Here is a 23,989-nt window from a genome sequence, read left to right as displayed (position 1 = left end):
GAATACAGATAGGCATACAAAGCTGAATCAGTCGTATGTTGCAGTGATGTGCAATACCAAGGAGTTCAAAGTGATAATCGCAGAAACGGAACGGCTAATCTTACGCAGGTTTGAGTCTAAAGATATTAAAGCTATTTTTTTACTCAATAGTATTCCGGAAATTCTCACCTATATACCGGGTGCGCCGATGACGAACATTTCTCAGGCTGAACAGATTTTCGAAAATATGATATTGAAAAATTATGAACAATTTGGCTATGGCCGTTGGGCTGTAGAGCATAAGGCCGATGGTGACGTTATCGGTTTTTGTGGGCCGAAATATATCGACGAGTTTGATGAAGTGGAATTGGGATACCGTTACTTACCCGCTTATTGGGGGAAAGGGATCGGAGGCGAGGCTGGCAGTGCCGCACTATCAAAATTCGTAGATTACGGTGTCAAAGAAGCGATTGCATTGATTTTGATCGGTAATAAAGGCTCTGAAGGGGTCGCTAAAAAGTTAGGCATGACAGAACGTGGTAGAGACAAATTTATGGGGCATAAAGTAAACGTCTTTCACAAACATCTCTAATATCGAGAACCCATTTACTCGAATACAGTGATTTCAATTCCCGCGGAATGAGCAACTATATAGTGGAATGGAGATAAAACAAAAAAACCAGCATTAAGCTGGTTTTTGTTTTTTTAATTTCTTTTATGCTTCGCCGTGCTCGCAGTTGTCGTTAGTGCAAACACCATAAAGGTATAAACTGTGGTTTGTCAGTTTAATATTGTGCTTCATCGCGATTTCATCTTGACGCTGCTCAATCATATCGTCTGAGAATTCGAACACTTTGCCACAAGTTAAACAAACTAGATGGTCATGATGATGCTGGGTAGCAAGTTCAAATACTGCTTTGCCGCTTTCAAAGTGGTGGCGGGTAACAATGCCTGCATCGTCAAACTGATTGAGAACTCGATAAACAGTTGCCAATCCAATTTCTTCACCCAATACGAGCAGTTTTTTATAGAGATCTTCAGCACTGATGTGTTGACTCTCTGGCGCTTGCATCAATTCTAAAATTTTGACTCGTGGTAAGGTTACTTTCAAACCCGCTTTCTTTAGCGCTTGATTTCCATCTGTCATTATTGGTCTCTTGATTGCAGAACGGCCTGATAACACGAGCCAGTTCATATGTGGGTATGCAATCCATTATATGTGCACAATTAGAAAACTTAAACCTTTGATCTATCAATAAGCCATCTATTGTAGATAAAAGCGATAAAGCCGATATAAAACAAGCAATTTAAGCATACTTTTTGTATTGTTATTAGTGTTTATACTAACGCCTAATGTGAAAAGGGTTGTTAACTAGGCAAAATGGAAATAATAAAACTAAGAAATAGGATTGTAGATGTACCAGCAGATAGTGATATTAACCGGAGCAGGGATCTCCGCAGAATCTGGATTACGTACCTTTCGAGATCAAGATGGTTTATGGGAGGAGCACAAGATTGAAGAAGTTGCCACACCTGAAGGTTATGAGAATGACCCACTGCTCGTTGAAAAATTTTATAATGAGCGCTGGCAACAGTTTCATAATGGGTCCATCGAGCCTAACGCAGGTCATTTAGCCCTGGCAAAATTAGAAAGTGAGTTCGATGGTAAGTTGCTCGTCGTAACGCAAAATATTGATGATTTGCATGAGAGAGCGGGATCACAGCGTCTATTGCATATGCATGGCGAACTTTCAAAAGGACGTTGTCCGCGTTCTAGACAAACCTTTCTGCTTAGAGAGCCTTTTGGCCCAGATCATACTTGTACCTGCTGTATTCCAGCGCAAAGGCTCAGGCCTCATGTTGTTTGGTTTGGAGAGATGCCAATAGGCCTCGATAGAATTCAACATGCATTGGATACGTGCGATCTGTTTATCGCCATTGGCACTTCAGGCACGGTTTATCCCGCAGCGGGTTTTGTCGATACCGCTAATCACCATGGTGCTCAAACGATTGATGTTAATTTATTGCCGGCAGATCGCCACAGTCAATTTCAGTATCATTTAGAGGGTAAAGCCAGTGAGGTTTTACCGAAATTAGTTGAACAGATCCTGCAAGGTAAAGTCCTTAATGATCAGTTACAAGTAGGGTAGCGTCAATGCGTGAACAAATTGATACTCCAAGGCAGGCGATTATAATGCGTGGACTGCCCGGTAGTGGTAAAAGTTACTGGGTGTCGCAGTTTGTCGAGGCTAAAGTTCAGCAGATGGAGTTGAGCGGCACGCCCGCTCAAGTCGAGGTTTTTTCAACCGACCAGTACTTTTGTCAAAACGGTATTTATCAGTTTAATGTTAAATTGTTGTCCAAATACCACCAATTAAACCTGACAGCCTTTATTGAAGCGATGTCGGATGCTGTACCGTTTGTTATTTGTGATAACACCAATCTAGCACTGTGGGAGTTTAAGGCATATCAAGCTGCTGCAGTAGCGTTAGGGTACGAGGTTCGCATACAGCAAATGGGTGTTCCTACAGATTTAGAACACCAATTAGTGTGCGCAAAACGCAATCGTCATCATGTTCCACTCAATAGTATCAAACGCATGGGATCAGTGTTTGAAGCCCACTAATTCTTAGGCTGCTTAGCTTTCATTATTACGCTAAACGTCATTATGGTAAATGGCGTATCAGCCATAATGGGGCCAATCTTACCGCTCATCACTGTTGCTAATCCATCGTTTATCGCGATATGCAAGGTATGCTCGACTGCACAATATTGTCACCACAGCGTAAACTTCAACATGCTCTAGTTTGGCGTAAATACCCTTGTTGCCTTGGGTATCGTCGAGGTTCAGATAGGTTTCTGACAAGGCAATATCTAAGCGTAGAGTTGTAATTGACCATCTTTGTCGCAAGCCCTGCTTTACACTTGTCAGGCATAACACCATCAAATGGCTCTATGGGGCACACCATCTGCTGTCTCTCTGAACTTGAATTCGTTATCTGCTAACACGTGGGGGAGTGAGTGTTTTGATTGAATAAGTAGATTGTAAACCGAGAGGGCATATTAACAGGGGCTAGGGCAAGGTTAGTCGATTTTAGCATTGTAAGATAACAGAGACTTTGCGTCTAAGCCCTGAATAAATACGTGCGTTAGATTATTAAAAACAAGGGCATTATTGTAAGTCAAAGATAAAGATGATTAAAATAACCATATATGTGAGTCAATAAAAAAGCCTATAGATTTTCATCTATAGGCTTTTATTAAAGTGTAAAACTCCTAGGAGCAATAACTATGATTAATAGTTACTTCTTAGCTTCAGCAGCTTTTCTTTCTCTAACATCAGCGATAACTTTCTCAGCAATGTTGTTTGGACACTGACTGTAGTGAGAGAACTCCATAGAGAACTGACCACGGCCTGATGTCATAGTACGTAGTGTACTGATGTAACCAAACATTTCTGATAACGCTACGTCAGCTTTGATACGAACACCTGAAACGCCAGCCATTTGGTCTTTAATCATGCCACGACGACGGTTAAGGTCACCAATAACATCACCAACATGGTCATCTGGAGTGAACACGTCAACAGCCATGATTGGCTCAAGAAGCTTAGGATCTGCCTTTGGAATTGACTGACGGAAAGCACCTTTTGCAGCGATTTCGAATGCGATAGCTGACGAGTCAACTGCATGGAAAGCACCATCATGAAGTTCAAACTCAACGTCAAGCACAGGGAAACCAGCAATAGTACCAGTACCCATTAAGCTCTTGAAGCCTTTCTCAACGGCTGGCCAGAATTCCTTAGGAACGTTACCACCAACAACTTTAGAGGTAAATGTTAAACCAGTGTTGGCTTCGCCTGGACGGATGATGTAATCGATCTTACCGAATTGACCAGAACCACCAGACTGCTTCTTGTGCGTGTAGCTATCTTCAACAACCTGAGTGATAGTCTCACGGTATGCCACTTGTGGCTCACCGACAACCAAGTCAACACCGTAGGTACGCTTAAGGATATCAACCTTAATGTCTAGATGAAGTTCGCCCATGCCTCTAAGGATGGTTTCACCTGAATCTTCGTCAGTTTCAACGCGGAAAGTTGGATCTTCAGCAATCATTTTACCGATAGCGATACCCATCTTCTCACTGCCACCTTTATCTGTCGGTTTAACAGAGATAGAGATAACTGGCTCTGGGAATACCATAGCTTCTAGAGTACAAGGGTGCTTAGGATCACAAATAGTGTGACCAGTTTGCACGTTCTTCATACCCACGATAGCGATAATGTCACCAGCTTGTGCTGAAGATAACTCGTTACGCTCATCGGCTTGCATCTCAACCATACGACCAACACGCTCAGTTTTACCTGTGAACGAGTTAAGGATGGTGTCACCCTTGTTAAGTGTACCTGAGTAAATACGTACGAAGGTCAGGGCACCGAAACGGTCATCCATGATCTTGAATGCTAATGCTTTAAGTGGCTCATCGGCAGATACGATAGCGAATTCACCATTTGGCTCGCCTTCTTCGTCGGTAAGCGGCTGTGGATCAACTTCCTGTGGAGCTGGTAAGTAATCAACAACGGCGTCAAGCAGAAGCTGCATACCTTTGTTCTTGAAAGCAGAACCACAGTATGTTGGGAAGAAATCTATCTTACGAGTACCGGTACGGATACAACGCTTGATGTCTTCCATAGATGGCTCTACGCCTTCCATGTATGCTTCTAATAAGTCATCGTCTTGCTCAAGAGCAGTTTCGATTAGCATTTCACGGTATTCTTCTACAAGCTCTACCATGTCAGCAGGAATTTCTTCAATCTTGTAGTTTTCAGCTTGTCCGGTTTCGTCCCATATCCAAGCCTTACGAGTCAGCAGATCAACCAGACCTGTGAACTCATCTTCGATACCGATCGGAAGTACCATGATGATCGGGTTAGCACCCAGAACATCTTTAGTTTGCTTAACAACACGTAGGAAGTCAGCACCCATACGGTCTAACTTGTTGACGAAGATGATACGAGCAACTTCTGATTCGTTAGCATAACGCCAGTTAGTTTCTGATTGTGGTTCAACACCACCAGAACCACAGAATACGCCGATACCGCCATCAAGCACTTTAAGAGAACGATAAACTTCTACTGTGAAGTCAACGTGGCCAGGGGTGTCAATAACGTTGAAACGGTGGTCGTTCCAAAAACAACTAACAGCAGCAGACTGAATGGTAATACCACGCTCAGCTTCCTGTTCCATGAAGTCAGTTGTTGATTCGCCATCATGAACTTCACCGATCTTATGGATTTTACCGGTAAGCTTAAGGATACGCTCAGTTGTGGTGGTCTTACCCGCGTCAACGTGAGCAAAGATACCAATGTTTCTGTACTTTGATAAATCAGTCATTTTTCTACTCTATTGGAGTTACGTTCTAAAATTCCGCGCAAGTATAGCAATACTTTTCCATTTATTTTATTCATTTTTATCATTCAGGGCTAAATTTCGCGAAATATCATGAAAAAACCATATTTTTTGGCCTAAAAGGGCTCCGGGCAATGTTTCACAACGCTCCGTTTGGCAGGCGGTGTTGCTTAATTCTTATACTGAGAACTGAAAAGCCAGTGGCAAGCTAACGCATATTGCAGATTCAGCAGATCCAATAAACGAAGAGGATTCGCGTTGCTTTTGGTGCACTTCCAACGGTTATTCCAACGGCAATGTCAGTTGCAATAGTGAGTTCGAAAAATAGCCGTTAGCTGACATTAAAGGCTAACAGCGAGTATTTGATATATTAGCATTCAACATTAATGTTAAATCCTAAATAAATAACATGAAAAGTGCGGGCTTAGGCTCAACGGAACCTAATCCAATAAAGAACGGACTCAACAGCTCATGATTGCTCTTGCCTTTACCTTAACCTGCATCGCTAGTCGATTGAGCTTTAAAAATAAATTGACCTAGTTGCTATTGTAACACTGCTAACTTTTAATGATTGGCGCACGCTTTTAGTGCACTTTCAGGATAAGCGGGCGTTGCAAATAACAAGTAAAGTCCTCGGCTTATCGACTCATCTTATGTTGAGCTAGATCAAGCGCTTCGATTCACTGAGGTAAGCAGAGCCGCTGTGCAAAACCGGTTTCTGAACATAAACTGCGTCGTAAAGATGTTGTTGCGAGTGCGAAGGTGCAAGATATGACTGCTAATGTATAGCGCATCTTAGTTCATCTGCTAGCTGAAACTTACACCATTACTGACGATAGACAGTCAAAAGGTGATCATTAAAGAGCACGTTTATAATGCGTTAATATCAGCGCTAGAAGCAGCATTTATGAGCTAAATAGTAACCAAATGTAAGGACGGTTAGCGCTGGGAATTGACGGTTTTAAATGCTCGCGGTAGCCAAATCCACAATAGAGCGACTGAGCGACGCGGAAAAGCGCGTGGCGAATATATCGCTGACTTAATGGCACCCAAGCCACCTTATCCACATTTTGTTCCCTCGAAACCGTTCATGCTTTGTTACAGTCCTTTGCACAATAATTTGTCCCTTTTACACTAGCATTACGTAATCCACTTGATTAGCTGAAAACTAAATAGAGTAAGGGATAAAATATGCAGGTAAAAGGGATGATTTTTGCTATTGGCGGTAAACTCAAGTCGGTTAACTTTATTGGCCTCATTAGCAGGCTCTTACTTGGCTTAGCGATGGTATTCATTCTGCTGCTAGTGCCTTTAGGTGCTTATAGTAAAGCTGAACGTGATACCACTGAGGTTTTGATTCAGCAATCTCATATCGAAAAAGCACAGCTACAGAAGATGAAGCACTGGCTTGAAAATGGTGTGAAAGTGGTTGAACTGACGTTAGGCCCAATGCCTGCCGACAGACTGAATGTCGAATTGGTCAAAAAATCATTTGCGAGTGAACCCGTCCCTTTTGCTCAAGTCATACGGGGGGATCCCAATAAAGTTAAGCTGCAAGTTAATCCAACTTGGCCTTTGCAAAACTTTGTTGATGACTGGACCTTATATCATGAGTTATCACACCTATATCTTCCCTACCTGAATTATTCAGCGTTTTGGCTCAATGAGGGCTTTGCCACCTATATGCAGAATGTCAGCATGCTAAACGGTGGGGTGATTGATAAAAAGGCGTTCATGCAGAAGGTGCTTGCGGGGTTAGAGAGGGGGCGTAAAAATACATTATTAAGACCGGGAAAACTAAGCGACGTTTCCGCCGATATGTGGCGTCAGCACGCCTATATGCGGGTGTATTGGACCGGTACAGCCTTTTTTGTTGAGGTTGACTTACTGCTGATGCAACAAGGAAGCAGTTTGGCGGCGGTGGTCGGAAAATACAGTCAGTGTTGTTTGGCACAAGAGAGTACGGGTGAAGCATTGATGCAGCAGTTAGATGCTATTGCTGATACTCGCTTATTTTATCAAACGTACCGCCGTTATATCGATAGACAGGATTTCCCGATGATTAAAGCTGAGCAGCTGCAACGATTAGCGCGGTATTATTCATCACAAGGCAGTCTATTAAGACATCTTCCAGAGCATTCGCAAGCGCATTCAAAAGATGGTTCATTACAGAATTGAGTTTTCAGCATTAAATCATCAAGGCGATAAAAAGGTGGGCTAAAAAGATAATGCAACGCCAACGGCCTGTACCGTCAGCGAGTTTATTGTTGTCCTAACCGTGACTGATAAACGCCTGTTTATCATCAGATAGCTTAATTTGGCTAGCGACGGTTTTCATCGCAGCTGTGAGTTTAGATAACTGCGAGGCTGAGATGGTATAGGGCGGCATGATGTAGATGAGATTGGAAAAAGGTCGGATCCAAACGCCTAAATCAACAAACTGCTGCTGAAGCTCAGCGGTATTCAATGTCGAATTCATCTCTAATACGCCAACGGCACCGAGAACTCTGACATTCACAACGTTGCTAAACGCCTTGGCGTCAGCAAGTTCAGATTTCATCTGTGACTCAATACTTGATACCTGCGTTTGCCACTGTTGTTGGTTTATCAGTTCTAGACTGGCGATGGCAGCAGAGCAAGCGAGTGGATTCCCCATAAAAGTAGGACCATGCATGAAAACGCCTGCAGGAGAGTCGCTAACACCTTTGGCGACCTTATCACTACACATAGTTGCAGCAAGTGATATATAGCCACCCGTGAGCGCTTTACCCAAACACAAAATGTCGGCTTCAATATTGGCGTGTTCATAAGCAAATAATTTGCCTGTACGGCCAAATCCAGTGGCGATTTCATCTAAAATGAGCAACACATCGTATTTGTCACAAAGGCGGCGCAAAGCTGTTAGATACTCAGGGTGATAAAAGCGCATGCCACCCGCACCTTGCATGATGGGCTCTATCAATACTGCCGCAATCTGTTGGTGATTGTTTTCAAACATGTCACTAATAGAGACCAATTCTTCAGGATCGAACGTATCCCCGAAGCAAGAGGTTGGCGCGGGGGCAAACAACTGTTTGGTCACCAACTCGCCAAACATGGTATGCATACCGCCATCAGGATCGCAAACGCTCATAGCGGCAAAAGTATCGCCATGGTAACCACTCTTGACCGTAAGAATTTTCTGTTTATCGGGTTTGGCTTTACCTTGCCAATATTGCAGCGCCATTTTCATTGAAACTTCAACTGCAATAGAACCTGAATCGGCTAGAAATACCTTTGTAAGATGCTCACTGGTCATATCCACAAGCATTCTTGCCAGCTCAATCGCAGGGCGATGGGTGATACCACCAAACATCACATGGCTTAGCTGCTGTGTCTGCTGTTGCATCGCGGCCACTATTTTTGGATGACTATAACCATGAACACAGGCCCACCACGAACTGGTGCCATCAATTAGCTTGTCACCATTTTGCAATGTGAGTTCGACCCCTTCAGCGCTTACCACACCAAAAGCCGGCAAGGCATTTTCCATCGACGTATAAGGGTGCCAAAGATGGTTCTTATCAAACTCCAAATCAATAGATTGATCGGCCGATTGCTCGACGGCTTGAGTGATTGAGTCTTTTTTTGTGTTCATAAATTAACCGCTAGTAAACCTTTTAAACTGGTTGGCGTTGACAGGTTAAGGCTTGTAGGTATCCTAGGCAAGATAAATAATAACTAGATCACGCGATGCCTGTGGCTTATGTTACTGCTTAGTAAGGATATAATTTATAACCCTTACTTTTTCCTGTACATTTATTAGCTCAGTAATTATAAACACAGCGTTAGTATTGATACCAAAGCACGTTTTTTAATGAGTGTGGTAGAAAAGGATTAAGTATGTCTGAAGTACAAGTGAGAAATAACTGGCAACGCGAAGAGATAGAAGCCTTGTTTGCGTTACCAATGAATGATTTGTTGTTTCAGGCGCATAGCGTACATCGCCAAGAGTTTGATCCCAATGAGGTTCAAATCAGCCGTTTACTCTCTATAAAGACAGGGGCTTGCCCGGAAGATTGTAAGTATTGTCCGCAAAGTGCTCGTTATGACACTGGTTTAGAAAAAGAACGTTTAGTCGCAATGGAAACGGTCTTAACTGAAGCGCGTAGCGCAAAAGCGGCTGGCGCTTCACGTTTTTGTATGGGGGCTGCTTGGCGTAATCCAAAAGAGCGCGACATGCCCTATCTAAAGACCATGGTTGAAGAGGTTAAAGCCTTGGGCATGGAAACGTGCATGACGCTAGGCATGCTTTCATCCGACCAAGCCGGTGAATTAGCCGATGCAGGCCTAGATTATTACAACCATAACTTAGACACTTCACCTGAATATTATGGTGAAGTCATCACTACCCGCACTTACCAAAATCGATTAGACACGCTATCAAATGTGCGAGCTTCAGGAATGAAAGTGTGCTCAGGCGGCATTGTGGGGATGGGCGAGAAGGCAACCGATAGAGCAGGGCTACTGCAGCAGTTAGCCAACCTAGAGCAACACCCCGATTCAGTACCGATTAACATGTTGGTTAAAGTCGAAGGCACGCCATTTGAGAATATTGAAGATTTAGATCCGCTTGTGTTTGTGCGAACTATCGCTGTGGCGCGTATTATCATGCCCAAATCTCGTGTACGTTTGTCGGCTGGCCGTGAAAGCATGTCTGATGAATTACAAGCCATGTGCTTCTTTGCGGGGGCAAACTCAATCTTCTATGGCTGTAAGTTACTTACCACGGCAAATCCTGAAGAAAATGATGATATGAGTTTGTTTAAGCGTTTAGGTTTGCACCCAGAGCAGGGCGTGGCTGCAACGAAAGAGCAAGATAAAGCCATGCTGGCTAAAGCTGCAGCACAGCAAGACAAAAAATCCTCAGCATTTTACGATGCAGCAGCGCTTTAATTTTCAGTAAAACAATATCAGGCGCTAACATTCATTTTTAGCGCCTCGTTTGGCTAACGTATTGATAAGTTTTTATTATACTATGAGTACTTAGGTTCCGCTTTTCAATTGAGTCGAGTTAATGTCTGACGCTGCTGATCGAAATACAACACCGCCTTCACTGCAATCGAGAGTCATCGATAAAAATCGTGAACTCGATAATAAAGGACTGTTGAGAAAGAGAGTTGAGGTTATCCTTGATACTGAACATGCTAATTGCTTTGAAGTCGATGATTTACCATACATAAATTTTAGCAGTAATGACTACTTAGGCTTGTCGAGGTCTGCAAATGTCATTGATGCGCTGCATAAAGGCGCGCAGGATTATGGTGTTGGCGGCACATCGTCTCCGTTGGTGACTGGTTATAATCAAGCCCACCAACAATTGGAGCAAGTCCTTTGCCAAGCAACGGGTCACGAAGCCGCATTACTATTTTGCTCCGGTTTTAGCGCCAATAATGCCTTAATGAAAAGCCTGTTTAACGGCAACGATACGGTAGTGGCCGATAAACTGGTACACGCCTCGGTGATTGATGGATTACAAGAGAGTGGCGCTGTTATAAAGCGTTTTCTTCATAATGATTTAGCATCAGTAAACACCCATTTTGAACGTCATGCTCCCTGCGCTTTATTAACCGAAAGCGTCTTTAGCATGGATGGCGATATTGCGCCTTTGGCTGAATTATCGGCGCTGTGTAGACAGTATAATGCGTGGCTTATTGTTGATGATGCACATGGCTTTGGGATTATCGGCGACAAGGGGCTTGGCGCCAGCGCACTTGCAGGCGATATTCATATCGATGCGCAGATAGTCACTTTTGGAAAAGCACTCGGCGGCCAGGGCGCAGCCATTTTAGGAAGCCGTGAGTTAATCGACTACCTCGTTGCCAATGCCCGTCATTATATCTATTCGACGGCGTTGTCTCCTGCCATGGCGTGCGCTGTTTGCGCTGCAGTAGAAACAATTATTGAGCGTCCCTCACTCAATGAGCAGCTACAGCAGAACATTGATTGTTTTATAGAAGTATGTAAAACAAAAGATATCACTTTAACGGGCTCAACCACTGCAATTCAACCGATTATTATCGGTGACAGTGCGAGAACCCTTGCGATTGCAAAACGATTGAAAGAGCATGGTTTTTGGGTTGGCGCAATAAGACCCCCTACGGTAACTCAGGGAAGTGCCAGACTCCGAATCACCATAACAGCAGAGCATTGCGCAGAAGAGATTAACGCGTTTGTCGCCGTACTTGCTGATATTTTACAAGATGATTAAAGCGCTTGTTTATCAGTGTGATTTCCATCTCTCATAGCATTTAGGATCCAATGTCGTGAAAACAGGGGTAAACCAGTTAAAAAGTGATGTCGCTCATCGGTTCTCCGCAGCGGCATCTTCATACCATTCACATGATGTTTTACAGCGAATTGCAGCTAAGTATTTGTTCGATAAAATGTCGCCTACTCAACCCTTACTCGATCTTGGTTGCGGCCCCGGAACCTCATTTACGCGTTTTAATCATATCGAAGATGTTATCTGTGTCGACATCGCACAGGGAATGCTGCGCACGCTGAAACAAGACTTTCCAGATTACAAGGCGCTGTGTGGTGATGCGCAAAACTTACCTTTGTTGGATGCTTCAATAGCGACGGTTTATTCCAATGTTGCACTGCAATGGTGTAGCAATCTGCCGCTTGCGGTAGCAGAAGCCAATAGAGTCCTTAACGTGGGGGGGGAGTTTAATGCCAGTATTGTAGCCGAAAATAGTCTGTACCAACTGTCAGATCTCCGCTTAAACGTTAACCGATTTAAAAGCGAACGAACGATAAAAGACTGCTTTAATGAAGATGTTTGGACCATTGAGCATATAGAGACGCGTGCTATCACGGTATATTTTAATGACTTTAAGTCGTTACTTCAGTCCATTAAAGGTGTTGGTGCATCTACCGTTGAGGTTAAAAGTCAGCTTAATCAAGGTCACGTCACATTGAGAGGGCGAGGCGATTGGCAAAAATTGCTTAATAAGGCAGAGTTAAGCCGCGGCCCGCAGGGGCTTCCTTTGACTTATAATATCAGTTTTATCAAAGCGAGAAAGACGCGTTAATAAAGGCTGAAAAACCTTGGAGTATGCATGACTTATTTTGTAACCGGGACTGACACTGACTGCGGTAAAACGTTAGTGTCTTCAGCATTGTTAACAGCAGTAAAGGGAGAAACGGTTGGGTTTAAACCTGTAGCGTCAGGTTGTGAGCAAACCGAACAGGGCCTTAGAAACAGTGATGCACTAGCGCTGATGGCAGCATCAAGCATCAAGCTTCCTTATGACGACGTTAATCCGTTTGCCTTTTTACCGGCTATTGCACCGCATATCGCCGCGAGCGAACAAAATATCTTGTTGTCACCGAAAAAGATCCAAGCCCAACTCAATATGGCGCAATATTTAGGGGCCGACTTCGCACTTGTCGAAGGGGCGGGTGGTTGGCGTTTGCCATTAGGCGATGGTCACTTCATGTCTGAAGTGGTGCAAGCGATGCAACTGCCAGTAATATTAGTGGTTGGCATGAAACTAGGGTGCTTAAATCATGCGTTGTTGACTGCAGAAGCGATTGAGCGAGATGGCCTTGTAATTGCGGGCTGGGTTGCGAATCAAGTTGACGCTGACATGGCTAATCAACAAGATAACCTAGCGGCATTACAACAGATGATGTCAGCACCGTTTCTTGGCCATATTCCTTATCTAGATAATGCTACAGCAGCAGAAGCGGCGTTGCACCTTGATGTAACACTGCTCGCTTAGACAATCAACTCCTCGCTATTTTAGCCCTTTAAATGACGCTAAATTGTTCATTTTATTAAGGGCTATCCCTCTGTTAAAAAAGATTAATCTTCTTATCCTTCTATTCAGTAGCGATTTAAGATTAGATTAATAAAAACGGCATAGACTCGCAGCTCCTGATAAATAAAGCGAATCGTCTAAGATAAACGCAGTTGAACTGTTTTTTGCTTAGCGCCCCTTGAAACTTCAACTTTTGGACATATTATGTCTTTAAGAGTGTTTATCTGGAACGTATGAATCCTACAGGAGCTTAAATGAAGCGTATATTTTTACTGATTGCTACCAATATGGCGATCTTATTAGTGGCATCAATCGTGATGTCTATTTTGGGTGTTAATACTTCAACCATGGGTGGACTGTTAGTCTTCGCTGCTATTTTTGGTTTTGGTGGTGCATTTATCAGCTTGGCTATCTCTAAATGGATGGCAAAGAAAACCATGGGTTGTGAAGTCATTACAACGCCTCGTGATAATACCGAGCGTTGGCTCGTTGAGACGGTTACGCGCCAAGCGGAGCAAGCGGGGATTAAAATGCCTGAAGTGGCCATTTATCAATCGCCAGAATTCAATGCTTTTGCAACGGGCCCGAGTAAAAACAACTCGTTGGTCGCAGTCAGTAGTGGCTTACTTTATGGTATGAATCATGATGAGATTGAAGCGGTACTCGCTCATGAAATCAGCCACGTTGCTAACGGTGACATGGTGACGCTGACGCTTATTCAAGGCGTGGTTAATACCTTTGTGATTTTTGCAGCTCGAGTGGTTGCAGGCATTATCAACAATTTTGTGTCTAGCAATGATGAAGAAGGTGAAGGCCTTGGTATGTTCGCCTATATGGGCGTTGTCTTTGTGCTCGATATGCTGTTTGGTATCTTGGCATCAATGATAGTGGCGTACTTCTCTCGTATTCGTGAGTTTAGAGCAGATGAAGGCGGTGCTAAATTGGCCGGTAAAGCGAAGATGATTGCTGCGCTCGACAGGCTTCGTCAAGGCCCAGAGACAGGCGCTATGCCAGCTCAGATGTCAGCACTTGGTATCAATGGTAAGAAATCTATGTCTGAATTATTGATGAGCCATCCACCACTTGAGAAACGTATTGCGGCTCTAAGAGCAAGCTAATTCATGTTTCACTAATAAAGCCGATTCGGAGGTTAAACTTCCGAATCGTGTTTTTACCACTCAAAATCAAGATGATAATTGAACGCTTGTGGGCTTTCATAGCGCAAGTGAGCCGTATAATTTGATGGAGCGCACGTTTTGCTATTTACCACAATGATATGATCTTCAAACTAAATTAGTTGCGAATTTGTCATTCCTTAGCTAAATTAAGCTAAGTCGTGCTAATAATATTGATCGCAAGATGGAAACAAACCTGACTGATAGCGTTTCCACTATGCGGACATTAAATGAGGATACAATTGTGAGCAAAAAACTATTAAGTGCAATCTTTGGTGCGGCTATCGCAGCGCTAGCATTATCTCCTGCTGTTTTCGCTGAAGGCCAAGAACTGGCTGAAATGCATGCAGAAATGGACGGATGTGAAGCATGTCACGCAGACGGTTCTCCATCTGCAGATGGCGAGTACGAATTTGAGCAATGCCAATCTTGTCACGGTACATTAGACGAGATGGACGCTGTTCATCAACCACACGATGGCATGTTGATGTGTGCTGATTGTCATGCACCTCACGAAATGAATGTGGGTGATAAGCCAACATGTGACAGCTGTCACGATGATGGCCGTACGGCAGAGTCAATACTTAAGTAATCTAAACCGTTACCAATAAAAGCCAGCTTCGCGCTGGCTTTTTTGTGCCAAAAATTTGAGACTGATGTTTTTAATCGATGTCAGGTGTCAATAGTGACTCAATGTGGTCACCTGATGTTTTTCCGTTGATTCGTCCTCTTGTTGTTATTTGTCTATCGTTTTAAATCTGCTAATACCTCTTTATGGTTATCCCATTGTTTTTTATCAATAGTTTGCCTGATTTTAGTGCGTGAATATGCACTCATGTAGCACATTAGATGATAACTTATGAATTCGTTTTCTTTATTTAGTATATAAAACAGTTGGTTGTGTATTGGCATAGGATTTGCGAAGTGATAGGCATGAGTTAATACTAATATTAAGAGATGCTAATCATGCCAAGCTGCAAAACAACCTGTGCATACTGTGGCGTTGGCTGCGGGGTTACAGTTAATAATCTTATCGAAACAGACAGCATCAGCTTTTCACACCACCCTACATTGACGGTTTCTGGTGATAGTGAACATTCGGCTAATTCGGGAGACTTATGCGGTAAGGGACTTGCATTAATCGATAGTTTAAACATTCCGAATAAATTACTGTACCCACGCCGAAGAAACCGCTCAGGTTTAGAGGCCGGCGATCAAAATATTAGCTGGTCTGCTGCGACAGTAGAAATAGCGAAAAATTTTAAAGATACCATCGCTGAGCACGGAGTCGATTCTGTCGCTTTCTACCTTTCAGGTCAGTTACTGACCGAAGACTATTATGTTGCCAATAAGCTTGCCAAAGGGTTTATGGGTACCGCAAATGTTGATACTAACTCCAGATTATGCATGTCGTCAGCGGTAAGTGCCCATATACGTGCTTTTGGAGAAGATGTGGTTCCTGGTTGTTATGAAGATCTGCAACTTGCTGATGTGGTGGTATTAGTCGGGGCAAATACCGCTTGGACCCATCCGGTTCTATTTAAAAAAATTCTCGCTGCTAGAGCAAAGCGTGGTACTAAAATTGTGGTAATCGATCCACGGCTAACAGCCACAGCGTCGCAAGCAGATCTACATTTGCAACTCACTCCAGGCTCAGATCTGCACTTATTTAATGGTTTACTCTGTTCCCTAGCCGATAAAGGCCAATTGAATGATGATTATATACATCGTCATACCGAAGGCTTCAAACAAGCGCTTCATAGTGCCCGACAAAGCGGTGAAACACTGGCCAAGATTGCTGAGGTCACTGGGCTTGAAGCTGATCAGATTGAATTGTTTTACGCACTTTACCAACAAGATCATAAAGTGGTTACAGCCAGTAGCCAAGGCGTTAATCAGTCAACCTCTGGCACTAACACTGCTAATGCGATTATTAACTGTCACTTGGCGCGAGGTGATATCGGTCAAGTTGGTTGTGGCCCCTTATCGTTAACGGGACAACCCAATGCAATGGGAGGTCGTGAAGTAGGCGGCCTGGCAACCCAGCTAGCCTGTCACCTTGGCTTTTCGGAGCCAGAACGGCAGTTAGTGGGAGACTTTTGGCAGACATCAGCGCTGCCAAAATCCAAAGGATTAACCGCCACTGAGATGTTTGCCGATATGGCAAAGGGTAAAATAAAGGCGGTGTGGATTTTGGGCACCAACCCGGCGGTTTCAATGCCTGATACCCAGTTAGTAAAACAGGCATTACAGCAGTGTGATTATGTGGTGGTTTCTGATATTACAGCCGACACCGATACCGCTCAATATGCCGATATGTTACTACCGGCGCAGGGGTGGTCAGAAAAGTCAGGCACGGTCACCAACAGTGAACGAACTATTAGCCGTCAACGCGGCTTTATTCAGCCTCAAGGAGAGTCAAAAGCGGATTGGTGGGCGCTGTGTGAAGTCGCAAAACAGCTTGGGTTTAATGATGAGTTTGCATTCAAAGACAGTGCCGATATCTTTAATGAGTACGCTAATCTCACTGTAAAAGTGCAGCAAAACTTTCCTGAAAAACAATTATCCCTCGCGGGTTTATCAGATCTATCCACTGAGCAATATAAGCAACTAATACCCACCCAATGGCCGGTTGAACATGTCGATGCGATCGGCCAAAAAAACATTCGCTTATTTACCCAAGGTCAGTTTGCCACTCACAGTGGTAAAGCTCACTTTGTAGAGACTCGATTGTCTCAAGCGAGCGATATCCAAGCCGTGATTGACCATCATTCCTTAAGTCAGAATCGAGTGCGGTTAAACAGTGGTCGTAGTCGCGATCAATGGCACACCATGACGAGAACGGGGCATATTGAGCAACTGGCAGCCTCAAATTATCAACCTGAATTGATGCTCGATGCACATACTCTGAATAAGCATGGGTTAGAGGCTGGTGGGCTGGTGGCAATTAAAACCGATAACCTAGTGGAGCCACTTATCGCTCGAGCGGTGATTGATGAATCACTATTGCAAGATACAGCGTTTCTTTCAATGCATTGGTCATCGCAATTTAGCAAAAGTGGTGGCGTCAATAAGGTCATTACCGCTCAAGTCGATCCTTTTTCAAAACAACCCGGTTTTAAAAATCAATGGGTTGAATTGCAACATCAACAGGTGGCGCAGCAAGGGATCGAGTGGGGGCAGACGCTAATCGATCCGCAGCAACTTTGTTGGGACGTAAAGCAGCAACTCCGCGGTGGGGTCTGCCGTCATATTGCGGCAACATCGAGCTTTACCTCTGAGATGATGGAGCTTGAACGGCATCGTGGGGCGAACCTCAGTCCATTGTCTTACCACCGTATTATGCACTGGCGCGATCAAGACAAACAGATTTACTGCATCCTCAGCCAAGGTAGCCTCAAAAGCGTACTTATCACATCTGAGCAGGTGCTAGACATTGATGTTAACGCGATTCAATCCTTTATCAACAATCCTTTTGATACTAAATTTATTAAATACTTACACCAGGTTTTACGAGCAGGTAGTCGCAAAGTGGTCTGCGCCTGTACTGGCGTGACCGAAAATGAAATTGAGCAACAGATGCTGGTGAGTTTTGACTGTGGCGCGACAACAACGGCGTTGATTGTCGACGCGGTGCAGCAAAAACTCAAATGCAGTGCTGTGTGTGGCAGCTGCTTAAACCAAGTGAATGATATTGCCGATTCAGTTATTGCAGAACAACAGAAATCAAAGCAGGAGGTTGCTTAATGAAACTCAATCATATTGGCAAGTTAACGCGATCAATAAAGCCAACAAATAGTGACTTATTGTTGGTAGAGCTACTGCAGCTCAAGGACCCCACGGGTAACGATGACCCCAATACAGTGACGATTGTAGGGGCGGGTTGTGGTGATATCGATATGTTAACGATTAAGGCGGCCAGAACGATTACAGCAGCACAAGCGATCGTCTATGACAATTTGGTGAGTAAAGATATTTTGCAATTAGCCGCTGATGATTGCGACATGTATGACATGGGTAAGGGTTTTGGAAAACCCAGTGCAACGCAAGAACAAATAAACCTAAAACTGCTGCAGTTAAGCCAACAAGGTAAAGTGGTTATTAGACTTAAGGGCGGTGATCCTAATGTGTTTGGTAGAGGCGCTGAAGAGGCCCTATTTTTGGCTGAAAACGGCGTTAAAAGCCATTTCGTCGCTGGAGTGACTGCCGCGTTAGGCTGCGCTGCTGGTGCGGGGATCCCGTTGACGCATAGAAAGGTTGCGCGCTCGGTTACTTTTGTGACCGGACATCTTTGTGATGACACCGCGATAGAGTGGGCGGGATTGTTAGCGGCAAAAAGTACCATGGTTTTCTATATGGGAAAAGAGAGAGCGGCTGATATCGCCCATGGTTTACTACAAGCGGGAGCAAAACTCTCTTTACCTGTGGCCTTTATTAGCAATGGTGCCCGCGATAATCAATCGATAATGACCACCTCTGTGCAAAATATGGTGGATGTTGCCACGACCATTAACGTCGACGGTCCAACGCTTTTAATCGTGGGAGAGGTGGTTGGTATAGGGCAAGAGCTAGCGCAATGGTTGGCTGCTTGTGATATCAACAGCGATGTTAAAAGTAATGCATTTGAGCGTGCATATGGATAGTCACAATAATAAGCTCACAGGAGTGACTGACCCGGCAGAATATCGACAGCTTATTAAAACGCTTGGCCGAGGTAAAAAAGGGTCTCGATCATTGACGTTAGTTGAAAGCTTTCAGTTGGTTCGTGGTTTTTACGACAACATTGGCACTGTTACCCAGCTTAGTGTGGCGTTAATGCTTATGCGCGTAAAAGGTGAGACCGCAGAAGAGGTTGCTGGGGCGGCACTCGCTCTGCGCTCTACGGTCGATAATCAATGGCAGCAACTTCAGGTCGATATTGACTGGCCCTGTTATGGCGCAAAGAGAGATCAGCTGCCTTATTTACTGCTGAGCGCCAAACTGTTGGCTGGTAATGGGTTTAAGATATTATTGCACGGCGATAATAGGGTATTGCCTCATCGGCAACACATTGCGGGTTTCGTTGAGGCGGTAGGGATCACCAGTGCCACTTCAATGGCCGAAGCGGAAGTTGCATTAACATCAACGGGGATCTGTTATGTCAACGCCGATGTATTGTCCCCCCTAGTGAATTCGTTTACGGATATTCATCAGGAAATTGGCCTTAGAAGTCTTTATCAAAGTGCCATCCGTTGTATCAACCCTACGGGGGCAAGGCTCAGTCTTAGAAGTTATTTTCATCCGGGCCTAGATGATATTCATTTGAACGTGGCCAAGTTAATGGCTGACAATGCGCAAGCATTACATAGAACGAATGTGGCGATATTTAAAGGCTATCAAGGAGAGTGTGAATTAAATCCAAGATCGAGCAGCAGCATCAATGTTTTCAGGCATGAAGGATTTGCTCAGGTTGAGATTACAACTCAGCTTAATGCGTTAATAGGCCGTAAGGCGCAAGCGGCACAACTTCAGGCGCAGTGGTTAACGGCAATTTGGAATGGTGAGCCGTTGGACAGCGATAGTCATGATATTTGTACTAGCACTGGAAATGCAACCGAAGCTCTTCGGGCTCACAGCGCTATTATGACCAATGTCATGGCGGTACTGATGTTAACGGATCAGTCCCTCAATATTGATAACGCTAAGAGGTTGGCGAGTGAATATTGGATGAGTAGGCATTCCCACTTAATGACTCAATCTGCTATAGCTATTTTCAAGCCTTATCTATCGCTTACGACTAATTGTGAGGTGGCTAATGCGCATACTGAATCTATATGATATGACGGATCATGAGCCGCTATTAAGCAGTGCAGTCAACCGCAACCATGAGCTAATAAAATTCAACACGTTATCTGAATTAGAACGTTTTTCGCTAAAAACGGATAGCGATATTGTGCTTTTATGCGTTGACTCAATGACGGCGATGCACGTCCAGTTCATTGAACGAGTCATGATGTTTGCAGCTGTGCCGCTGATTATAACCTCAAGGCGTGCAGAGCCCTCGCAAATCGCGGCACTATTACAATGTGGACGAGTGACTTATATCCCGCAGCAATTTAATTTTGCACGTCTAGATAAAATCATAGAGTTAGCGTTGATACGCTTTAAAACAGCAAATCAATTGCTTAATAAGCTGGCGGAACTGAAGCAAAGCCTTGAAGACCAAAAACAAGTGCGTGTCGCCAAACAACAGCTGCAACACATTGGCTTATCTGAGCAAGACGCACATATGGCACTACAGCAACAATCGATGAGCAGTGGATTGAGCTTGACTGAAGTTGCTACTCACCTTGGTAATCATGCTCCGAGCCGCTAAATTGCACCTAAATCAGCACAAGGTAACCACAATGGTGCAATGGCAGCGTGGAACATATTGAAATGCGTTGGCCTCGTTTTTATTTTCAATATTAAAGTTAACAGTAACAGTGCTTTAGCTTGGGTAGTAGGTAATTTGTAAACTGGCATACTCTCTGCAACATATAAATAGAACAGATAATAGCAGTATAGAAAACTAACAATTTTAATTTTTGGCAAAGGCGCCATCTCCTGCAAGGGAGATTGGCGCCTTTTTGTTGGCAAAAAGCCAGTGTGGATAGCGATAGGGGCGAAACATGAAAACAAATAAACCCAAGTTGGTCGTGGTGGGAAATGGCATGGTTGGCCACCATTTTGTCGAGCAGTTATGTGAACGACAGATAAGCCAACACTATGATGTTGAGGTGTATGGCGCCGAAAAGATACCTGCATACGATAGAGTGCAACTGTCTAAATATTTTGCCAATGGCAGCGCTGATGAACTGATGCTGACGTCACAAGCTGATTATGAGTCTAAAGGTATCGCGCTACACCTGGGTCAGCAGGTTTCTCATATCGATACCGCGAATAAATGGCTGACCGTTAATGGCGAGCAAACCCCATATGACAAACTGGTGCTCGCGACAGGATCTTATCCATTTGTGCCGCCAATAAAAGGCAATGATCGCCGCGATTGTATGGTTTACCGCACGATTGACGATCTAGAAGCAATAGAGCAAGCAGCGCTCAATGCCAGCTCTGGGGTCGTGATCGGTGGGGGTCTACTCGGGCTTGAGGCGGCTAATGCGTTGAGCGCATTAGGATTAAAGACACATGTCGTTGAATTTGCACCGCAACTGATGTCAGTTCAGTTAAACGATAAAGGCGGTGAGCTACTGAAGCAGAAAATCGAAGCGTTAGGGCTTGGCGTCCATTTAAGTAAAGCCACTGAAGAAATTGTCGATGGGGAGACTGCACAACATCGGCTTAAATTCAGTGATGGAAGCTTTTTAGAAACGGACATGATTGTATTTTCTGCGGGTATTCGACCTCAAGATACATTGGCAAGAAACAGTCATATCAGCGTAGGTGAACGAGGTGGCATCGTTATTGATGATAACTGCCAGACCTCTGTTAATGATGTGTATGCGATAGGCGAATGCGCTTTATGGCAACAAAAGATATTTGGCTTAGTGGCCCCTGGATATCAAATGGCAAAAGTGGCCTTGTCACAAATTACGCCGCTAATGCCGGGCTTATCGGTGGCCCCTTTGACATTTTCGGGGGCAGACATGAGCACCAAGTTAAAGCTACTGGGTGTTGATGTGGCGTCAATTGGCGAAAGTCGAGGCTTTGATAAAGCACAATATGTTGAGTTGAGTGACGTACAAGCGGGCGTCTACAAAAAGCTGTGGCTTGACGAAACGGGTCTTTATCTTCGCGGCGCAGTGCTTGTCGGTAACGTCGATGAATATAGCCTTTTGCTCAGTCAATACTTGAGCGGTGAAGCACTTGAAGAGCCAGCAGTAACCTTATTGCTAGCGGATGAGTCTGCGCCACTAACGCTAAAAGACAACGCCATAGTGTGTTCGTGCCATCAGGTGACCAAGGCCGATATTGTTGAACAGGTGATAGCGGGTAATCATCAATTGGCTGAGGTAAAGAGCTGTACCAAAGCGGCTTCTGGTTGTGGTGGTTGTTCTGCTTTGGTACAGCAGATCATTGATCAAACGATGCAGGCGCAAGGATTAGAAACGGACTCCGGTATCTGTTGTCATTTTGATCATGACCGTCAGGCGCTATTTCACCTATGCCAGGTTGAAGATATTAAAGACTTCGAACACCTGTACCAACAGCACGCTGTCGCGAATGCCTCACCATTAGCACTGGGTTGTGATATTTGCAAACCTGTTGCCGCCTCTATTTTTGCTTCGCTTGAAAATCAGTATGTGCTTAATGAAAAGCATGTGGCACTGCAAGACAGTAATGACGCCTATTTGGGTAATCTACAAAAAAATGGCAGCTACTCGGTAGTGCCAAGAGTTCCTGGAGGGGAGATCACCCCAGACAAGTTAATTGCCATGGGGCAAATTGCCAAACGATATGATCTCTATACCAAGATCACCGGTGGGCAGCGGATAGACATGTTTGGCGCACAACTTTCAGACCTACCCGCGATTTGGTCAGAACTGATAGCACAAGGGTTCGAGACCGGACATGCCTATGGCAAGTCATTGCGGACGGTTAAATCATGTGTTGGCAGTACTTGGTGTCGATATGGTGTGCAAGATGCTGTCGGGTTAGCGATTGCGTTGGAGCATCGATATAAGGGTCTGCGTTCTCCCCATAAGATTAAGTTTGCCGTGTCGGGCTGCACAAGAGAGTGCGCCGAAGCACAAAGTAAAGATATCGGTGTGATAGCCACTGAAAAAGGATGGAACCTGTTTGTGTGTGGTAATGGCGGCATGCGACCAAGACACGGTGATCTATTTGCCACTGATCTTTCTACTGAACAATTAGTTCAGTACATCGACCGTGTACTGATGTTCTACACCAAAACAGCCGCTCGACTACAACGCACTTCAGTGTGGATGGAGTCACTTGCTGGTGGGCTTGAGTATTTGCAGTCGGTGATCATTGATGACGCACTAGGTGTGAATCATGAATTAGAGCTGCAGATGGATAAAGTGGTGGCTAATTATCAGTGTGAATGGAAAACCAGCTTACAAGATGACGTTTTTTTGCAGCGCTTTAGTGAGTTTGTTAATCCAGAAGAGGCGCCGATGAACGCTGAAAAACACTATCAATATCAACGTGAACAAAAATTCCCAATAACATCAGATGTGCAGACTTTTGCTGCGATAAATAACCGTGAGTCAGGGGCTGGCAATATTGCTATCACCCTATTGGATAACGAGGAGGCGTTGGTATGAGTTGGGTCACTATTTGCGAAGAGTCGGTACTGCCGGCAAAAAGAGGGGTTGCCGCTTGGGTTGCTGGTCGAGCTGTTGCGGTATTTCATTTGGGAGAGGCGGGAATATTCGCGATAGATAATATTGACCCCGCTACCGGGGTTAGCGTGCTGTCGCGTGGACTATTGTGTGAACTCAATAATGAGCTGTTTGTCGCCTCCCCAATTCATAAGCAACATTACAGTTTAACGACTGGCCAGTGTTTGGAAAATGAAGCGCTAAGTGTCGATATTTTTGAAATCAAACGTCAGTCGGGCAACGTCCTGGCGCGTGCATTAGCTTAAGGATGAGGTCGCTATTATGTTCAAGGA

Annotated in this window: 20 protein-coding genes; 16 read left to right on the top strand and 4 right to left on the bottom strand. The window is 44.4% G+C overall.

Annotation, left to right across the window (positions count from 1 at the left end):
• Nucleotides 1–70 precede the first annotated feature (70 nt).
• Entirely contained in the window at nucleotides 71–571 is a 501-nt protein-coding gene (locus CXF83_RS14480; RefSeq protein ID WP_101091133.1) for a GNAT family N-acetyltransferase, read from the top strand.
• A 123-nt stretch (nucleotides 572–694) separates the two neighbouring features.
• Here the strand turns inward: CXF83_RS14480 and fur are convergent, their stop codons facing one another.
• The gene (gene fur, locus CXF83_RS14475) at nucleotides 695–1,126 is read right to left on the bottom strand and encodes a ferric iron uptake transcriptional regulator (RefSeq protein WP_101091237.1); all 432 of its coding nucleotides are present in this window, start codon (nucleotides 1,124–1,126) and stop codon (nucleotides 695–697) included.
• Nucleotides 1,127–1,394: 268 nt separating this feature from the next.
• Between fur and cobB the strand changes: the two genes are divergently transcribed.
• Both cobB and CXF83_RS14465 read left to right on the top strand, forming a co-directional pair.
• Nucleotides 1,395–2,129 carry a Sir2 family NAD+-dependent deacetylase gene (gene cobB / locus CXF83_RS14470; protein WP_101091132.1) on the top strand — a complete coding sequence of 245 codons (735 nt, stop codon included), beginning with the start codon at nucleotides 1,395–1,397 and terminating at the stop codon, nucleotides 2,127–2,129.
• A gap of 5 nt (nucleotides 2,130–2,134) precedes the next feature.
• Entirely contained in the window at nucleotides 2,135–2,605 is a 471-nt protein-coding gene (locus tag CXF83_RS14465) for an AAA family ATPase (protein ID WP_101091131.1), read from the top strand.
• Between the two features lie 78 nt (nucleotides 2,606–2,683).
• Here the strand turns inward: CXF83_RS14465 and CXF83_RS14460 are convergent, their stop codons facing one another.
• Together CXF83_RS14460 and fusA are read right to left on the bottom strand one after the other, a co-directional pair.
• Entirely contained in the window at nucleotides 2,684–2,845 is a 162-nt protein-coding gene (locus tag CXF83_RS14460) for a hypothetical protein (RefSeq protein WP_157822908.1), read from the bottom strand.
• 436 nt (nucleotides 2,846–3,281) lie between these two features.
• Nucleotides 3,282–5,375 carry an elongation factor G gene (gene fusA / locus CXF83_RS14455; protein ID WP_101091129.1) on the bottom strand — a complete coding sequence of 698 codons (2,094 nt, stop codon included), beginning with the start codon at nucleotides 5,373–5,375 and terminating at the stop codon, nucleotides 3,282–3,284.
• 1,206 nt (nucleotides 5,376–6,581) lie between these two features.
• Between fusA and CXF83_RS14450 the strand changes: the two genes are divergently transcribed.
• Nucleotides 6,582–7,568, top strand: a complete 987-nt coding sequence (locus CXF83_RS14450) for a M61 family metallopeptidase (protein ID WP_101091128.1) — start codon at nucleotides 6,582–6,584, stop codon at nucleotides 7,566–7,568.
• 94 nt (nucleotides 7,569–7,662) lie between these two features.
• Here CXF83_RS14450 and bioA read toward each other — a convergent pair whose 3' ends face one another.
• A complete protein-coding gene (gene bioA / locus CXF83_RS14445; RefSeq protein WP_101091127.1) occupies nucleotides 7,663–9,027 on the bottom strand; it encodes an adenosylmethionine--8-amino-7-oxononanoate transaminase in 1,365 nt (454 codons plus the stop codon).
• Nucleotides 9,028–9,272: 245 nt separating this feature from the next.
• Between bioA and bioB the strand changes: the two genes are divergently transcribed.
• The 12 genes from bioB to nirD all read left to right on the top strand — a co-directional run bounded on the left by bioB (nucleotide 9,273) and on the right by nirD (nucleotide 23,962).
• Complete coding sequence (gene bioB, locus CXF83_RS14440) at nucleotides 9,273–10,325, top strand: biotin synthase BioB (RefSeq protein ID WP_101091126.1); 1,053 nt, start codon at nucleotides 9,273–9,275, stop codon at nucleotides 10,323–10,325.
• A gap of 121 nt (nucleotides 10,326–10,446) precedes the next feature.
• Nucleotides 10,447–11,640, top strand: coding sequence for an 8-amino-7-oxononanoate synthase (locus CXF83_RS14435; protein ID WP_101091125.1), 1,194 nt, complete (start codon nucleotides 10,447–10,449; stop codon nucleotides 11,638–11,640).
• Nucleotides 11,641–11,695: 55 nt separating this feature from the next.
• Nucleotides 11,696–12,466 (top strand): methyltransferase domain-containing protein, encoded by a 771-nt coding sequence (locus tag CXF83_RS14430; protein ID WP_101091124.1) that lies wholly within the window; start codon nucleotides 11,696–11,698, stop codon nucleotides 12,464–12,466.
• A 27-nt stretch (nucleotides 12,467–12,493) separates the two neighbouring features.
• Nucleotides 12,494–13,159, top strand: coding sequence for a dethiobiotin synthase (gene bioD, locus CXF83_RS14425; protein ID WP_101091123.1), 666 nt, complete (start codon nucleotides 12,494–12,496; stop codon nucleotides 13,157–13,159).
• Between the two features lie 293 nt (nucleotides 13,160–13,452).
• Nucleotides 13,453–14,316 carry a protease HtpX gene (htpX, locus tag CXF83_RS14420; protein ID WP_101091122.1) on the top strand — a complete coding sequence of 288 codons (864 nt, stop codon included), beginning with the start codon at nucleotides 13,453–13,455 and terminating at the stop codon, nucleotides 14,314–14,316.
• A 301-nt stretch (nucleotides 14,317–14,617) separates the two neighbouring features.
• Entirely contained in the window at nucleotides 14,618–14,965 is a 348-nt protein-coding gene (gene cctA / locus CXF83_RS14415) for a tetraheme c-type cytochrome CctA (RefSeq protein ID WP_180961137.1), read from the top strand.
• A 374-nt stretch (nucleotides 14,966–15,339) separates the two neighbouring features.
• Nucleotides 15,340–18,120 carry a nitrate reductase gene (locus tag CXF83_RS14410; protein WP_198553549.1) on the top strand — a complete coding sequence of 927 codons (2,781 nt, stop codon included), beginning with the start codon at nucleotides 15,340–15,342 and terminating at the stop codon, nucleotides 18,118–18,120.
• Nucleotides 18,120–19,016 carry a uroporphyrinogen-III C-methyltransferase gene (gene cobA / locus CXF83_RS14405; RefSeq protein WP_101091120.1) on the top strand — a complete coding sequence of 299 codons (897 nt, stop codon included), beginning with the start codon at nucleotides 18,120–18,122 and terminating at the stop codon, nucleotides 19,014–19,016. Before CXF83_RS14410 ends, cobA begins: the two co-directional genes overlap by 1 nt.
• Entirely contained in the window at nucleotides 19,009–20,190 is a 1,182-nt protein-coding gene (locus CXF83_RS14400; RefSeq protein WP_101091119.1) for a glycosyl transferase, read from the top strand. The genes cobA and CXF83_RS14400 overlap by 8 nt, the downstream gene beginning before the upstream one ends.
• Nucleotides 20,168–20,728, top strand: a complete 561-nt coding sequence (locus CXF83_RS14395; RefSeq protein WP_101091118.1) for an ANTAR domain-containing response regulator — start codon at nucleotides 20,168–20,170, stop codon at nucleotides 20,726–20,728. Before CXF83_RS14400 ends, CXF83_RS14395 begins: the two co-directional genes overlap by 23 nt.
• Before the next feature lie 295 nt (nucleotides 20,729–21,023).
• Nucleotides 21,024–23,639 carry a nitrite reductase large subunit NirB gene (gene nirB / locus CXF83_RS14385; protein ID WP_101091116.1) on the top strand — a complete coding sequence of 872 codons (2,616 nt, stop codon included), beginning with the start codon at nucleotides 21,024–21,026 and terminating at the stop codon, nucleotides 23,637–23,639.
• The gene (gene nirD / locus CXF83_RS14380) at nucleotides 23,636–23,962 is read left to right on the top strand and encodes a nitrite reductase small subunit NirD (RefSeq protein ID WP_101091115.1); all 327 of its coding nucleotides are present in this window, start codon (nucleotides 23,636–23,638) and stop codon (nucleotides 23,960–23,962) included. The genes nirB and nirD overlap by 4 nt, the downstream gene beginning before the upstream one ends.
• The last annotated feature ends 27 nt before the right edge of the window (nucleotides 23,963–23,989 follow it).

The sequence above is a fragment of the Shewanella sp. Choline-02u-19 genome, assembly GCF_002836205.1.
Classification (GTDB): domain Bacteria; phylum Pseudomonadota; class Gammaproteobacteria; order Enterobacterales; family Shewanellaceae; genus Shewanella.
This window is presented reverse-complemented; position numbering and strand designations above follow the sequence as displayed.

Coding starts and splice junctions, on each gene's coding strand:
- fur (WP_101091237.1), bottom strand. CDS start 1,126: ATGACAGATGGAAATCAAGCGCTAAAGAAAGCGGGTTTGAAAGTAACC.
- cobB (WP_101091132.1), top strand. CDS start 1,395: ATGTACCAGCAGATAGTGATATTAACCGGAGCAGGGATCTCCGCAGAA.
- CXF83_RS14465 (WP_101091131.1), top strand. CDS start 2,135: ATGCGTGAACAAATTGATACTCCAAGGCAGGCGATTATAATGCGTGGA.
- fusA (WP_101091129.1), bottom strand. CDS start 5,375: ATGACTGATTTATCAAAGTACAGAAACATTGGTATCTTTGCTCACGTT.
- CXF83_RS14450 (WP_101091128.1), top strand. CDS start 6,582: ATGCAGGTAAAAGGGATGATTTTTGCTATTGGCGGTAAACTCAAGTCG.
- bioA (WP_101091127.1), bottom strand. CDS start 9,027: ATGAACACAAAAAAAGACTCAATCACTCAAGCCGTCGAGCAATCGGCC.
- bioB (WP_101091126.1), top strand. CDS start 9,273: ATGTCTGAAGTACAAGTGAGAAATAACTGGCAACGCGAAGAGATAGAA.
- CXF83_RS14435 (WP_101091125.1), top strand. CDS start 10,447: ATGTCTGACGCTGCTGATCGAAATACAACACCGCCTTCACTGCAATCG.
- bioD (WP_101091123.1), top strand. CDS start 12,494: ATGACTTATTTTGTAACCGGGACTGACACTGACTGCGGTAAAACGTTA.
- htpX (WP_101091122.1), top strand. CDS start 13,453: ATGAAGCGTATATTTTTACTGATTGCTACCAATATGGCGATCTTATTA.
- CXF83_RS14410 (WP_198553549.1), top strand. CDS start 15,340: ATGCCAAGCTGCAAAACAACCTGTGCATACTGTGGCGTTGGCTGCGGG.
- cobA (WP_101091120.1), top strand. CDS start 18,120: ATGAAACTCAATCATATTGGCAAGTTAACGCGATCAATAAAGCCAACA.
- CXF83_RS14400 (WP_101091119.1), top strand. CDS start 19,009: ATGGATAGTCACAATAATAAGCTCACAGGAGTGACTGACCCGGCAGAA.
- CXF83_RS14395 (WP_101091118.1), top strand. CDS start 20,168: ATGCGCATACTGAATCTATATGATATGACGGATCATGAGCCGCTATTA.
- nirB (WP_101091116.1), top strand. CDS start 21,024: ATGAAAACAAATAAACCCAAGTTGGTCGTGGTGGGAAATGGCATGGTT.
- nirD (WP_101091115.1), top strand. CDS start 23,636: ATGAGTTGGGTCACTATTTGCGAAGAGTCGGTACTGCCGGCAAAAAGA.